Raw genomic sequence first — 14,012 nt, 5'->3', positions numbered from 1 at the left:
CTCAGGATGAACTGCCCAAAGGGCAGCTGGTGGTGGAGGGGGAGAGACCCCTCCGTCACGCACTGCGTGCGCGCCACCTCCCCATCCCCTGCGGGGACAGGGAGGATTGGCTTGGACTCCCGGCGTGGAATAGCTGTTCCGATGTTGAGCCCGGCGCGAGCCGTTTTCCTACACTGGCGGTCTCTGTCACACTGCGCGTGGCATCTGTTTGCCCGTGCTCTTTGAACCGTTCATCTTCTTCGGCAAACGCGCTCTCTGGAGCATGAAGTTCCAGTGTGGCGAACTGTTTGGAATTAGCTGATTTTGCGAAAATCTGCCGTGGCCGGTATGGGCAAACTTCGCGAAGTTTCGCTGCACGGTTCTGGGCGGGGCTGGACCTTGAAATGAGAAGGGCCGCACCGGAAAACCGGTACGGCCCTTCGCATGGTCAGCGGCCGGAAGTGCCGCCAGCGAGTACCTTTATCGCTTAATTGAAATCAGCGATAATGCCTCGCGACGGAAATTGCCGACCTCTCTGCTGAACCATGAGACATCGGATCACCTCCTTTCGCGCTGTTGAGCCAGGTTGCCGCAATGAAGCGGCATGAACTTTGGGATGTTCCGGGCGCGTTTCCCAGGTCCCGCTGTTCTGTGAAAATTTGTGTCTGATTCTGCGGCGCACAACAAGTCTTGCAATCATTTTTTTTGCCGTCATTATCTCGGCTTCCGGTCAGTTTTCCCCAGCTGTGCGGTCACTTGCAGGCACGGTTTGGGGCGCTGGAAAGTGCGGCCTGCTTTCCCTGAAAATTTGCAGAATTTCGGCCTGTTTCGCCTCGCCTTGGAGTGTGTCCTAGCGGCAGTCTTCGATGACTCGCGATACTTCGGTCCAGCTCGGGATGTAGAGCGGGGCGGCACCCGTGGTTTCCACGGCGAAGCGGCCCCGGCTGAACGCCATGGCATCGAGCAGCGGATCGCGCGCCATGAGCGTGACGCCCACGCCGCCTGCAACCGGCACGGCGGGCAGGGCGCGGGTGGTCTCGCTGGTGCGGATTGTCATCGCAACCTGGCCACTGGCCCCGGCCATGGCGCGCAGCAGAGTAATCGTGTGGCGAGCCGGATTGCAGTGCAAGACGAACTGCCCGTTCGCGAAAGCCGCGTCGGACCCGCTAGCCGAGCGGGACCAGTGCCAGTTGCCCGGCGTCGCGGGCTGGTCGCGCCAGTTGGGGGCGGGCGACACCGTGGGCGGCGCTGCCGGTGCGGGCGGCGGCGGGGCCGGGCGCGCTGCAGTTGAAGGCGTGGGGGCAGGTGCGGGCTTGGGCGGCTGCGGCACGCAGGCGCCGAGCTGCGTTACGGCGGCAAGCACTGGGAGAGAGAGGATACGCAGGGCGATGGTGCGGGGGCGCGGATTTGCCTTCATGCGCACGGTATGGAATGACACGCGCCCCACCTCAAGTGCACAAGCTCAGATGACCGACCCGTCCACCTCTCGTCCTGTCGATAAAAAACGCAAGCCCGCCAAAGTGCGGGCCGATCAGATGCTCGTGGACCGGGGGCTTGCCGAAAGCCGCACCCGCGCGCAGGCGCTGATCCTCGCCGGGCTGGTCTTCTCCGGCGAGAGCAGGATCGCCAAGTCCGGCCAGAGCCTGAAGGACGACGCTCCGCTGGACGTGCGCGGGCGCGATCATCCCTGGGTTTCGCGCGGCGGCGTCAAGCTGGCCCATGCGATCGAGCATTTCGGCCTCGATCCCGCCGGGGCTGTCGCCATGGACGTCGGCAGTTCCACCGGCGGTTTTACCGACGTGCTGCTCAGCAAGGGCGCGGCCCATGTCTTCGCGGTGGATTCGGGGACCAACCAGCTTGCCTGGAAGCTGCGGCAGGACCCGCGCGTGACTGTGCTTGAACAGACCAGCGCGCGCATCCTGACGCCCGAACAGATCGACAGGCCGTGCAACTGGGTGGTCTGCGATGCCAGTTTCATCGGGCTGGCCAAGGTTCTGGAGGTGCCGCTGCGCCTCGCCGCGCCGTCGTGCCGCCTTGTCGCGCTGATCAAGCCGCAGTTCGAAGTGGGGCGTAACGAAGTGGGCAAGGGCGGTGTCGTGCGCGATCCGGCGCTGCACGAACGTGTCTGCGGCGAAGTGCGTGCCTGGCTGGAGGATGAGGGCTGGGAGATTCAGGGTATTGTCGAAAGCCCGATCAAGGGGCCGGAAGGCAATGTGGAGTTTCTCGTTTCGGCACGGCGGGATAATTGACTGTTAGCAGACGATTGCGCGTTGCGCTTCGCGCCTGCACAAAACGCGCCATCTTCGTGGCCGCCTAGTGATTCGGGAGTAGTTAAGCGAAATGACCCTGCTCGCCTCTTCAGGTCAGTTGCGTGCGAGTTTAATCCGCTGGGCTCTCGTTTGCGTTCCGGTGATCGTTCTTCTCGGCTTTCTTTCCGGCACGGCGGCGCAGAGCGGGCCGCAGAACCCGTGGTTTGCCGCTCTCGTCAAGCCTGCCGCCTATCCGCCGCCACAGGTGTTCGGGATCGTGTGGACCGTGCTTTACATCCTGATGGGGGTGGCACTGGCGATGGTCCTGTCCGCGCGCGGTGCGCGCAGGCGCGGTCTGGCGGTGATCGTGTTTGCTGTGCAATTCGTGTTGAACCTCGCCTGGTCGCCGGTGTTCTTCGGTGCGCATATGTTGACTGGCGGGTTGATCCTGATCGCGGTTCTCGACGTTGCGGCGCTGGTTACGGTGTTTCTGTTCGGCAGGGTACGCGTGGTCGCGGCGATGCTGCTGGTGCCCTATGTGCTCTGGCTGCTGTTTGCGACGTATCTCAACTTCGCGTTTCTTCAGGCCAATCCGGCGATGGACGGGGCCGCGGGAAATGGCGCGGTGGTGCGTTACGAGATCTGATAGGCTCTTGCGCTTGGGCGCGGAGAGTTCCATTTAGGCACCATGCAAAGCGAAAACCCCTTCGTCGCCGACTTCGCCAAGATGATGAACAGCGCCGCCGGTACTTTGGCCGGAATGGGGCGCGAAGCCCGCGAGAACGCTCGCGAGCGGTTCAAGGAGTTCATGGGAGACATGGACTTCGTCAGCCGCGAGGAGTTTGAGGCCGTCAAGGAAATGGCCGCCACTGCCCGGGCCGAGGCCGATGCGCTGAAAGCGCGGCTGGACGCGATCGAAGCGAAGCTGAACGCGGACGGCTGAGCCTCTTTTGCCTTCGGGTGCTTTGATCCTCCGGCGGGCTCAGGACTCAGCATGAGCGGTATCCGGTAGGATTGTGTCTTACACTCCGCTCATCCTGAGCTTGTCGAAGGATGGGGTGAGCCACTGCCGTTGCAGCTTTCCCAGCAACCGTCCAAACCCTCACCATGCACTTTCGCGCGCCCGCTCTTGTCTGCGCCACACATGCGCACGGCGAAACCGCCGTCATTGCCCGGCTGCTGACGGCGGACCATGGGCTTGTGGCGGCTTACGTTGCCGGAGGCAGGGGGCGGCAATTGCGTCCGGTGCTGATCCCCGGCAATGCCGTGGACGCGGACTTGCGTTCGAAAACTGAAAGCCAGCTTCCTTTCGCCCGCGTCGAACTGTTGCAAAGCCGCGGTCCCTGGCTGACCGAACCCTTGCCTGCCGCCGCCATTGCCTGGGTGACGGCGCTCACGGCTTCCGCCTTGCCCGAGCGGCACCCGTATCCGGCGCTCTACGAGGCGCTCTCCGCCCTGATCGAGGCCGTCTGCATGGCCCCTTCGGCACGCGGCTGGGCGCTGGCGCTGCTGTCCTATGAAGTGCTGCTGTTGCGCGAGCTGGGTTACGGCGTGCCGGTGCAGCGCCCCGATCCGTCCGACTGGGCCGCGATTCTCGATGCTTTTGACCGCATCGGGCGCGAATTGGCCCGCTACCCGCTTGCCGATCGCCGCAGAGACGTTATGGCGGCCCGCGACCTGCTGCGTGAGCGGCTGAAGCGTATCGAAGGCTGACAGAACATGACCAAGAACTCCCTGCGCATCGCGGTTTTCGCCGGTGACGGCATCGGCCCGGAAGTGACCGGAGAGGCCGTGCGCGTGCTCGAAAAGCTCGGCCTTGAAGGCCTTGAGCTGGTCGAGGGTGATGTCGGCGGCATGGCCTACCGCAAGCACGGTCACCCGCTGCCGTCCGAAACGCTGGAGACCGCGCGCTCTGCTGATGCCATCTTGTTCGGCGCGGTGGGCGATTTCTCGTGCGATAATCTGGAGCGTCATCTGCGGCCCGAACAGGCGATCCTGGGCCTGCGCAAGGAATTGGGCCTCTTTGCCAATCTGCGCCCGGCGCGCGTGTTTCCGGGGCTGGAAGACCTCACCACGCTGCGCTCCGAAGTCGCCAGCAAGATCGACCTCTTGATCGTGCGCGAGCTGAATGGCGATGTCTATTTCGGCGAGAAGGGCATCCGCACGCTGCCCGACGGGCGCCGTCAGGGCTGGGACATGATGTCCTATGCCGAAGATGAAGTGCGCCGCATTGCCCATGCCGGTTTCACCGCCGCGATGGGCCGCTCGAAGAAGCTGTGCTCGGTGGACAAGGCCAATGTGCTCGAAACCTCGCAGCTCTGGCGCGATGTGGTGATCGAGGTGTCGAAGGAATACCCGGACGTCGAACTCAGCCACATGTATGTCGATAACGCGGCGATGCAGCTGGTGAAAAACCCGGGCCAGTTCGACGTGATCGTGACCGGCAATCTCTTCGGCGATATCCTGAGCGATCAGGCCAGCATGTGCGTCGGCTCGATCGGCCTGCTGGCTTCGGCCAGCCTCGCCGAGGGGACGTATGGCCTCTATGAGCCGATCCATGGCTCGGCGCCCGATATCGCGGGCAAGGGGCTGGCCAATCCGATGGCGACGATCCTGTCCGCCGCGATGCTGCTGCGCCACTCGCTGGGGCTGGAAGAGCAGGCCGCGCGGATCGAGAATGCCGTGGCCGGTGCGCTTTCCGCCGGTGTGAAGGGCGGCGATCTGGGCGGTTCGGCAGGCACGCGGGAAATCGGTGACGCGGTGCTCGAACGCCTCTAATAAAGCTTTTTTGATTTTTACGATGTACACGCGGGACGCATGAACATTTCCAGTTCCGATCTTGCCCAGATCGCAGGTGCCGCTGGCGATTCCGCCAGCCGCCCGTTGGAGTTGGCCGTCGTGCTGCCGACTTACAACGAGCGCAAGAACGTTGCGACCATGGTCGAACGGCTCGACAAGGCGCTCAAGGGCATTGCCTGGGAAGCGATCTTCGTTGACGACAACAGCCCGGATGGCACGTCCGACGAGGCGCGCGAGCTGTCGCTGAGCGATCCGCGCGTGCGCTGCATCCAGCGCATCGGCCGCCGCGGGCTCGCCAGCGCGGCGATTGAGGGCATGTGCTCCACCGCCGCGCCGGTAGTGGCGGTGATGGACGCGGACCACCAGCACGATCCCGAACTGCTGCCGCAGATGCTGAAGGCGGTAACGTCGGGTGAATACGATCTCGCTTATGCGTCGCGCTTTGCCGAAGGCGCCAGTACCGAAGCCTGGGGACGGCCGGACCGGGTGAAGGCCTCTGGCCTTGCCAACCGGATCGCCAACAAGGTGACCGGCGTTGAACTGACCGACCCGATGAGTGGCTTCTTCATGTTGCCCACCCGGATTCTGCGCGCCGATGCCCATCGCCTCTCGGGCGTGGGTTTCAAGATCCTTCTCGATATCCTCGCCACGGTCGAAAGGCCGCTGCGCGTCAAGGAATTTCCCCTCCACTTCGCCGCCCGCGCGGAAGGCGAAAGCAAGCTGGATCAGACCGTCGTGTTCGAATTCCTCGTAGGCCTTTATGACAAGTGGCTCGGCCGCATCATCCCGACCCGCTTCGCGCTGTTCGGCACGGTCGGCGCGATGGGCGTGGTGGTGCAGTTCGCCGCGCTGTGGCTGATGCTGAGCGTGATCCTGGGCGAGCGCTTCGTCTACGGCCACTGGGAAACCGGCCGGATGACGTTCATTACTGCCAACACTGTGGCAGCGGCCGTGTCGATGACGTTCAACTTCGTGCTCAACAACGAACTGACCTATTCGGACAAGCGCCTGCGCGGTTTCGGCCCGCTGATGCGCGGCTGGGCGCAGTTCGGTGTGACCTGTTCGCTGGGCCTGCTTACGAACGTCGGCGCGGCGGCAGTGCTCAAGAGCATGGGCATCCATGACGTGCTGGCCGTGATCACCGGCATCGTACTGGGCGCGGTGTGGAACTTTGCCCTGTCGTCCAAGTTCGTCTGGGGCAAGTACTGACGGCTGTGAATGGTTCGCCAGCCGGTGGAGCAGGGTAACTGAGTCACGCCTTGCCAGCGAACGCAGTAAAAGCTGACGGTAATTCTACGGCGGCTAGCGCGGTTTGCTATCGGTAAGCGGATTTTCCGGATACGCCGGGATGGCGGACGCAGGCACTATCGAGCCAGCAATGCCTCAGGATCGTGATTGAGCGAGCCACCCTCGATAATTCGACCGTCATCGCAGATAATCACCGGCCCTTGCCCCACCAGCATTTCACCAAAATCACCGCTCGCGATGTACGCTTGCGACTGATAGAAAAAGGACCAGCCGCTCGACAAGCGCTGAGCTGAGCTGACGGGCGCCAACGGCTCACCGATTTCAGTCTGTTTGTGAAGCAAGAAGTTTCGAAAGGCGCTGGCTGCAACTTTTTGATCCATCAGAAATCGATAAATCAATTAGAAAGTCGCTGCCAACGAATTTCCGCTCACCCTGGCCAAAAGGTCGTCCAGTCTGTCCAATCGGCATCCCGATAACAGACAGTCATTCAACCTGAATTTCTTACGGTCTGCGGCCGGCTTCACCGCCAGGTCGGTAGCCACATCCAGAAGTTGTAGGCATCCTTGTAGGGCAGCGGCGTTGCCGAGATGATCGGGTAGAACACCGCGAACATCAGCAGGGACAGCACCATCGATCCTGTCGCCACCAGGCGCCAGCGGTCGCGGCGCTGCCACAGCACGTCCAGCCACAGGCCCATCAGCCCCATGAGGAACGCGCCGGAGAGCAGGTAGTGGTAATAGAACTGCACCGGCTTGCCGTTGAGCGCCCACATGGCCAGACACGCCGCATAGAGCACGATCAGCGCCAGCGCATCATAGCGGCGGCGGAACAGCATGGCCCACAGACCCCACAGCAGCGCCACCAGTCCGGCGAGCATCGAGAACGGATTGCCGATCATCACGATCCCGCGCTGGGCGCCGTCGATATCCTTGAACAGGTACCAGATCACCCGCCAGTTCACGATCCACTGATACCACTGGCTCTGGTAGGGGTGCGGCTTCCGGACGCTGTCCTGCAGCTTGATCATGTATTCGTGGTGGCCGATGAAATTCAGCGGGTTTATCGGCCGGTCGGTGTAGAACATCGCAGGCAGGAAGGTCAGCCAGTATACTGCCAGCGGGAACAGCCCCAGCCACAAAGTGGCCTCTGCCAGCGACACGCCCTTGATGGGGCCAGCCCCCTTGCGGCCGACGATGAAGACACCCCGTTCGCGGATGCGCAGGATCAGGAAGGCGAGGCCGGGCATCATCAGCGCCGGCGCGCTGCTCCATTTGGCGCCCAGCGAAAGGCCCAGTGCAATGCCGCTCAGCACCAGATGCACGCGCGCGCCGCCGGTCGAGCGGGCGCGCAGGGCGGCGGCGAATTGCCACAGGCCGACCATGCACATGCCTGCTTCCATCATGTCGAGCATGGCGATGCGGCTCTGGACGAACCACATGCAATTGGTCGCGAGCAGGGCCGTCGCCGCCAGCGTGGCCGCGCGGCGGCGCGAGAGGTGCCAGATCAGGCGGGAGAAGCCGAACAGGCCGAGCGTGCCGGACAGCACCGGGCCCAGACGCCAGGCCAGCGGGCGGTCCTCCAGGAAATGGATGCAGGCCGCGATCACTTCCTTGCCGAACATCGGGTGTTCGCGGTTGGCGGGGATCAGGTCCAGCAGCTTGAGCGCGGCGGGGACGTAGTGAACCTCGTCGAAATAGTATTTCGGCGGCATCGAAACCCGCCACAGCGCCAGCATCAGGAACAGGGCGGTAATGCCAAGGCACCAGCCGATCGGATCACGGGCATTTCTGGGGGATAGTGGCATTGGGCGAGCGGGATAGGCAGGAACGCGGGTCTCTGCAAGAGCGCTTGGCGCGCGACGGCTTGCGTTGGCCTGCGCGGCCTCTTACAGCCAGTGCCATGAAACGCACCACCGGACAGGACCGCAGCAAGACCCGCAACTGGCGCCCCGCAACGCGCGCAATCCGTGGAGGAACGTGGCGTTCCGAAATGGGCGAGACGAGCGAGGCGCTCTTCCTCACTTCCGGCTATTGCTACGACGATGCCGCCACCGTCGCCGCGCGCTTTGCCGGTGAGCAGGACGGCATGACCTACTCGCGCCTGCAGAACCCCACTGTGGCCATGCTGGAAGAGCGCATTGCGCTGCTCGAAGGCGCGGATGATTGCCGGGTTCAGGCCTCGGGCATGGCGGCGATGACGGCGGCGCTGCTGTGCCAGCTTTCGGCGGGCGACCACATGGTCTCGGCCCGCGCTGCGTTCGGTTCGTGCCGCTGGCTGGGTGACAGCCTGCTGCCGCGCTTCGGTGTCGATGTGACTGTGGTGGATGCGCGCGATACCGCCGCGTGGGAAGCGGCGATCCGGCCCAACACCAAGGTGTTCTTCTTCGAGACCCCGGCCAACCCGACGATGGACGTGGCCGATCTGGAAGCTATCGCCAATATCGCCAAGGCCCATGGCATCACTACGGTGGTGGACAACGCCTTCTGCTCGCCAGTGCTGCAGCGCCCGATGGAATTCGGCATCGACGTGGTTGCCTATTCGGCCACCAAGCTGATGGACGGGCAGGGCCGCGTGCTGGCAGGGGCCGTGTGCGGCAGCGAGGAATTCATCAACGAGAAGCTGCTGCCTTTCCAGCGCAATACCGGGCCGAACCTTTCGCCGTTCAACGCCTGGGTCGTGCTCAAGGGGCTGGAAACGCTCGATCTGCGGGCGAAGCAGCAGAGCGAGAACGCGCTCAAGGTCGGTCAGTTCCTCGAAGGCCGCGTGCCCGTGATCCTGCACCCCTGGCTGGACAGCCACCCGCAGCAGGCGCTGGCGAAGAAGCAGATGGACGCCTGCGGCCCGATCTTCAGCTTCGTGCTCGATGGCGGGCGGGCGCAGGCCCATGCGCTGCTCGATGCGCTGGAACTGATCGATATCTCGAACAACATTGGCGATTCGCGTTCGCTGATGTGTCATCCCGCTTCCAGCACGCACCACAACATGGGGCCCGAAGGGCGCGAGGCGATGGGCATTTCCGAAGGCATGCTGCGTATCAACGTGGGTCTGGAAGATGCCGATGATCTGATCGAGGATCTCGATCAGGCCTTGAGCAAGGCCGGCCTCTGAACGCGGTTGATCCCGGTGCCGATCCGGCGGCGCTGCTCGCAGCGATAGTCGAATCGAGCGACGATGCGATTGTCGGCAAGGCGCTGGACGGGCGTATCCTGAGCTGGAACGCTGCGGCAGAGCGCATTTTCGGCTGGTCTGCCGAAGAGATCATAGGCCGCAACGTGCGCACGCTCATCCCGGAGGACCGGCAGGCGGAGGAAGACGCGATCATCGCCAGCATCAGCGGCGGTGAGCGCATGCCTTCGTTCGAAACCGTTCGTCAGCGCAAGGATGGCAGCTTGGTCAGCGTTGCCGTTACCGTGTCTCCGGTGCGCGACGCCGAAGGGCGGGTTGTCGCCGCCAGTCAAATCGCGCGCGACATGTCCGAAAGCATCAGCATCCAAAACCGGCTGGCGCTGAGCGAGGAACGCTTTCGCTTGCTGGCAGACAATATCAGCCAACTGGCCTGGATCGCCGACAGCGAAGGTTCGATCTTCTGGTACAACAAGCGCTGGTTCGATTACACCGGCACGACGCTTGAACAGATGGAAGGCTGGGGCTGGAAAGAGGTCCATCATCCCGATCACGTCGACAGAGTGGTTGAGAAGATCGCCAGCCACTTCGCGTCCGGGGAGGACTGGGAAGATACTTTCCCGCTGCGCAGCGCGGAAGGGGAATGGCGCTGGTTTCTCTCGCGGGCCAAGCCCATTCGCGATGACAGTGGAACACTCCTCTGCTGGTTCGGCACCAACACCGATGTGACGGCCATGCGCGAGGCGGAAGAGCGGATCGAGCTGCTGCTGCAGGAGGTGAACCACCGCAGCAAGAACATGCTTGCCGTCGTGCAATCGCTGGCCCGCCGGTCAAACATAGACCGGCCGGATTTCATCGAACGTCTTGAACAGCGCATTCATGGGCTTGCCGCAAATCAGGACGTGCTTGTCCGCCGGGCGTGGTCGCGCATTCCCGTGCAGGAAATGGTGGAGGCGCAGTTGCGCTCGCTGGGGGACGCACAGGCCCAGATCCGCTGCGAAGGGCCGTTGGTAGAGCTGTCTTCGGGCGCGGCGGAGGCCATGGCGATGGCGTTCCATGAAATGGGCACCAACGCGCTCAAGTACGGGGCGCTCTCCGTGCCGGAAGGGCGGGTTGCGATTCGCTGGCGGATTTCGGGGGCGGGCGATGAAGCGCGGTTTCACATCGAATGGGTGGAAAGCGGCGGCCCGCCTGTTCGCGAGCCGGAACGGCAGGGTTTTGGCACGCGGATCATTGCCGATGTGCCCCGGGTCAAGCTCAACGCCGAAGTCCGGACCTGTTATGATCCGGAAGGCTTCCGCTGGATCCTGGATTGCGCAGCTGCGTCGATCCTGTGAGACGTGCGGGCCGCTTCAGCAAAGCAGTTGTAGGCTCGCGGATTCGCCGTTAGTCTGATTCTCACGATGAAGGAACTGTTCCAGCATACCGCGATCACGGACGGCGTAACGGTGCGCGTTGCCGTCAATTTCCTGCCCGAGCAATCACGCATCGAGGCGGGGAAGTGGTTCTGGGTCTATCACATCCGTATCGAGAACGACACGCCGCACACGATGCAGCTGATCTCGCGCCACTGGCGCATTACCGATGGGCATGGCGAAGTCAGCGTGGTCGATGGTGAAGGCGTGGTGGGTGAACAGCCGGTGCTGCGCCCCGGTGCCAGTCACGATTACGTCTCGGGCTGCCCGCTCTCGACCCCGCAAGGCTCGATGGAGGGCTATTACACCTTCCGCCGTACCGATGGCACCGAGTTCAAGGCGCTGATCCCCTTCTTCCCGCTGGCAGCGCCCGCTACAGCGGGCTAAGCCACTTGCGCGAGGTTGCCCTATGAACAGCCGCCAGCGCGATGTGCTCGATTTCTGGTTTCGCGAACTGACCCCGCAGGACTGGTTTCAGGCTGGCGAAAAGCTGGACCCCGTGGTGCGGCAGCGGTTTGGGGCACTGGTGGAAGAAGCGCGTGCCGGCGCGTTGGACGATTGGGCGGAAGACCGCCTTGGCCGTCTGGCGCTGATCATCCTGCTCGATCAGTTTCCCCGGCATATTTACCGGGGAACCGCTCAGGCTTTTTCCTCGGACCGCCGCGCGCAGCAGCTTGCCCTTGAAGGGATCGCTGCGGGCGTGGATGAGCAATTGGCGGCCAGCCAGCGGCATTTCTTCTATATGCCGCTGATGCACGCGGAAGATCCGGCCTTGCAGGCGAAGAGCATGGAGCGTTTCACGGCGCTGCGCGACTATGCAGACTGGATATTGCAGTTTGCCCAGGGGCATAGCGACGAGATTGCCCAGTCTGGCCGTTTCACGGGCCGCGATGCCGCGTTGGGCCGGTCCTGAACGAGCCGTGCCGGCCTTCTCCGGTTGTGCCCTTGCAACAGGAACTTCGTTGCCCTGTGCGGCTGCCGGGCATAGGGAGGCGGCATGAAGCGCACGCATCTGCCCCTTAACGCCCTTCGTGTTTTCGACGCCGCCGCCCGGCATCTTTCGTTCACGCGCGCGGCGGACGAATTGGCCGTCACTCCGGCTGCCGTTGGCCAGCAGATCCGCGCGCTGGAGGACTTGCTCGGCGTCGTCCTGTTCCGCCGCACCAGCAAGGGGCTTGAACTGACCGACGAGGCCGGTTCGGGCCTTGCCGCGCTGCGCACCGGATTTCTCCATTTTGAGGATGCGGTGCAGGCGATGCAGGCGGGGCAGTCCAGTCACGTCTATACCATTGCCGCGCCGCGCGAATTCTTCGCGGCCTGGCTGGCGCCGCGTCTTTCCGCGTTCCGTGCCGAAAACCCGCAGGTCCGCTTCGTGCTGCTTGACGGCGAGATGACCGATTTCACCGAAGCCAATCTCGATCTTGCGGTGCGCTGGACCGATGGTCCCGGCAATCTTGAGGGTGTGCCGCTCGGCGATCCGGACTGGGTCATGGTTGGCGAGGGGGACTGGATCGGCTGGCCCGGTGATGCGGCGCCGGGAAGCGAAGACGACGATGCCCCCTCGGGTGACGATGGCGAAGAGGGCAAGCCGCCAGTCATGGTCGCCGATGCCGGACAGGCGATGGCGGCAGCGCTGGCGGGGCTTGGCCGCGCGCGGGTGCCTGCCTTGCTGACTGCCGGGTTGAGCGAGGCGGTGGCGCAGGCTGTCACTGCTATCGAGGCGCCTTGCCGCCGGGGATACTGGCTGGTCGCCCCGCTGCCGCAGTGGCGGCAGAAAAAGGTGAAGGCGCTCGTCACCGCGCTTACCGCCGGGGCGTGACTCCGGCGCATTGACCGCCGGTGCATGGCGGGTCACTCTCCCGGAAAAACAGGGAGAGGAGATACGATCATGGCAAGGCACCCTTTTGTGGCGTTGGGCAAGGGCATCGCGGGAATGACGGCACTGGCGCTTGTGGCCCTGCCGCTGGCGGCACGCGCGCAGACCGCGCCTGCGGCTGATGAGGCCTCGCCGGTCGCCGGCTGGGACGCGTTCGTGGATACGCTGCGCGATCTTCCGGCCAGAATGCTGGCCAAATTGCCCGAAGACATGCGGCAGGACCCGCAGGTCCGCGCCGAGATCGGCCGGATCGCGCTCGATGCTCTGGCGAGCAGTTCGATTGCGGCGCTGGGGGCTGATCCCAAGGCGCCGGTGTTCCTGCCCGCCATCGGCCAAGTGCTCAATGTTGGCCAGCCCAACGCGGATACCGTGTACAAGATGGCGGCGGTCGATCCCACGCAGGCTTATCGCATTTCCGGCAAGGCGGGCACGATCCCGTTTGCGGTGATCGCGCAAGTCGCGCCCGGCAGCAACAACCGGCCGCATCTCGACCTTGCCACTCTCAAGGTGGACAAGGACGGGCGCTTCTCGGTGCTGCTCGCTGGCGATAAGCCGGAGAGCTACACAGGCGATTTCTGGAAGCTGGAGCCCGGTACGCACCGGCTGATGATGCGGTTCATGAGCGCGGACTGGGGCCACGAAACCGATCCGGTCGTGACGATCGAGCGGGTGGGCGCACTGATGGGGCGTCCGCGCCCGTCCGCGCAGGAGCTGACCGCGCGGCTCAACGGCCTCAGCCGTGCCGTTGCTTATCTCGCGCCGATGTTCGTCGGCCGGGTGGAGGAACTGGCCGGGGAAGGCTATGTCAACAGGTTCAAGGTCATGGTGCCGCCCGAAGGCGCGCTGGAATCGCAATTCTACTATGACGGCGTGTTCGATCTGAAGGACGATGAAGCGCTGATCATCGAGAGCGATGTGCCCGAGAGCTGCCGTTACCGCTCGCTGATCCTGACCAACGAACTCTACGAAACGATCGACTGGACCAACAACCATGCCAGCCTCAACGGCGCGCAGGCCGCGCCCGATCCGGACGGCAAGCTGCGCGTTGTGGTCTCGGCCAAAGACCCCGGCGTGAAGAACTGGCTCGATACATCCGGCTATCCGCGCGGGATCATCCAGGGGCGCTGGACCGGGTGCAGCAGCCATCCGATTCCAACACTTACCAAAGTGAAGTTCAGGGATATTCTGAAGTCTCTCCCGGCGGATGTGGCCAAAGTCACGCCTGAACAGCGTGATGCCATCGTGCGCGAGCGCAACCGCGCTTATCAGGCGCGTGCGCTGTGGTGACGGACGCGCAAAGGTAACCGTTTCAATCCGCATCGG

General features: G+C 63.7%; 15 protein-coding genes. 12 read left to right on the top strand and 3 right to left on the bottom strand.

From position 1 onward, the window contains the following. Positions 1 to 829: 829 nt before the first annotated feature. The gene (locus MTR66_RS17135) at positions 830 to 1,396 is read right to left on the bottom strand and encodes a hypothetical protein (protein WP_243923287.1); all 567 of its coding nucleotides are present in this window, start codon (positions 1,394 to 1,396) and stop codon (positions 830 to 832) included. 49 nt (positions 1,397 to 1,445) lie between these two features. Between MTR66_RS17135 and MTR66_RS17130 the strand changes: the two genes are divergently transcribed. From MTR66_RS17130 to MTR66_RS17105, 6 genes are all read left to right on the top strand, one after another. Beyond that, positions 1,446 to 2,228, top strand: coding sequence for a TlyA family RNA methyltransferase (locus MTR66_RS17130; RefSeq protein ID WP_243923285.1), 783 nt, complete (start codon positions 1,446 to 1,448; stop codon positions 2,226 to 2,228). A gap of 91 nt (positions 2,229 to 2,319) precedes the next feature. Next, entirely contained in the window at positions 2,320 to 2,874 is a 555-nt protein-coding gene (locus MTR66_RS17125) for a TspO/MBR family protein (protein ID WP_243923283.1), read from the top strand. Positions 2,875 to 2,916: 42 nt separating this feature from the next. Then, a complete protein-coding gene (locus tag MTR66_RS17120) occupies positions 2,917 to 3,171 on the top strand; it encodes an accessory factor UbiK family protein (RefSeq protein WP_243923281.1) in 255 nt (84 codons plus the stop codon). A gap of 164 nt (positions 3,172 to 3,335) precedes the next feature. Next, positions 3,336 to 3,941, top strand: a complete 606-nt coding sequence (recO, locus tag MTR66_RS17115) for a DNA repair protein RecO (protein WP_243923280.1) — start codon at positions 3,336 to 3,338, stop codon at positions 3,939 to 3,941. Between the two features lie 21 nt (positions 3,942 to 3,962). Then, complete coding sequence (leuB, locus tag MTR66_RS17110) at positions 3,963 to 5,006, top strand: 3-isopropylmalate dehydrogenase (RefSeq protein ID WP_243923291.1); 1,044 nt, start codon at positions 3,963 to 3,965, stop codon at positions 5,004 to 5,006. Between the two features lie 39 nt (positions 5,007 to 5,045). Then, complete coding sequence (locus MTR66_RS17105; RefSeq protein WP_243923279.1) at positions 5,046 to 6,236, top strand: glycosyltransferase; 1,191 nt, start codon at positions 5,046 to 5,048, stop codon at positions 6,234 to 6,236. A 155-nt stretch (positions 6,237 to 6,391) separates the two neighbouring features. Here the strand turns inward: MTR66_RS17105 and MTR66_RS17100 are convergent, their stop codons facing one another. Together MTR66_RS17100 and MTR66_RS17095 are read right to left on the bottom strand one after the other, a co-directional pair. Further along, positions 6,392 to 6,655: a YrhB domain-containing protein gene (locus MTR66_RS17100; protein ID WP_243923278.1), complete on the bottom strand. Its 264-nt coding sequence runs from the start codon at positions 6,653 to 6,655 to the stop codon at positions 6,392 to 6,394. A 140-nt stretch (positions 6,656 to 6,795) separates the two neighbouring features. Next, the gene (locus MTR66_RS17095) at positions 6,796 to 8,079 is read right to left on the bottom strand and encodes a phospholipid carrier-dependent glycosyltransferase (RefSeq protein WP_243923277.1); all 1,284 of its coding nucleotides are present in this window, start codon (positions 8,077 to 8,079) and stop codon (positions 6,796 to 6,798) included. 95 nt (positions 8,080 to 8,174) lie between these two features. Between MTR66_RS17095 and MTR66_RS17090 the strand changes: the two genes are divergently transcribed. The 6 genes from MTR66_RS17090 to MTR66_RS17065 all read left to right on the top strand — a co-directional run bounded on the left by MTR66_RS17090 (position 8,175) and on the right by MTR66_RS17065 (position 13,976). Then, positions 8,175 to 9,383: a trans-sulfuration enzyme family protein gene (locus MTR66_RS17090; protein WP_243923276.1), complete on the top strand. Its 1,209-nt coding sequence runs from the start codon at positions 8,175 to 8,177 to the stop codon at positions 9,381 to 9,383. Next, positions 9,380 to 10,735, top strand: a complete 1,356-nt coding sequence (locus MTR66_RS17085) for a PAS domain S-box protein (protein ID WP_243923289.1) — start codon at positions 9,380 to 9,382, stop codon at positions 10,733 to 10,735. The genes MTR66_RS17090 and MTR66_RS17085 overlap by 4 nt, the downstream gene beginning before the upstream one ends. Positions 10,736 to 10,801: 66 nt before the next feature. Continuing rightward, positions 10,802 to 11,200 (top strand): Co2+/Mg2+ efflux protein ApaG, encoded by a 399-nt coding sequence (gene apaG / locus MTR66_RS17080; protein WP_243923274.1) that lies wholly within the window; start codon positions 10,802 to 10,804, stop codon positions 11,198 to 11,200. A 22-nt stretch (positions 11,201 to 11,222) separates the two neighbouring features. Beyond that, positions 11,223 to 11,726, top strand: coding sequence for a DUF924 family protein (locus MTR66_RS17075; RefSeq protein WP_243923272.1), 504 nt, complete (start codon positions 11,223 to 11,225; stop codon positions 11,724 to 11,726). A gap of 84 nt (positions 11,727 to 11,810) precedes the next feature. After that, complete coding sequence (locus MTR66_RS17070) at positions 11,811 to 12,632, top strand: LysR family transcriptional regulator (protein ID WP_243923270.1); 822 nt, start codon at positions 11,811 to 11,813, stop codon at positions 12,630 to 12,632. Between the two features lie 69 nt (positions 12,633 to 12,701). Beyond that, positions 12,702 to 13,976 carry a DUF1214 domain-containing protein gene (locus tag MTR66_RS17065; protein ID WP_243923267.1) on the top strand — a complete coding sequence of 425 codons (1,275 nt, stop codon included), beginning with the start codon at positions 12,702 to 12,704 and terminating at the stop codon, positions 13,974 to 13,976. Positions 13,977 to 14,012: the final 36 nt, after the last annotated feature.

Origin of the sequence: Novosphingobium beihaiense, from assembly GCF_022832375.1 — a bacterium.
Taxonomy (GTDB): domain Bacteria; phylum Pseudomonadota; class Alphaproteobacteria; order Sphingomonadales; family Sphingomonadaceae; genus Novosphingobium; species Novosphingobium beihaiensis.
The sequence above is the reverse complement of the archived record's forward strand: the minus strand, read 5'-3'. Positions and strand labels throughout refer to the sequence as shown.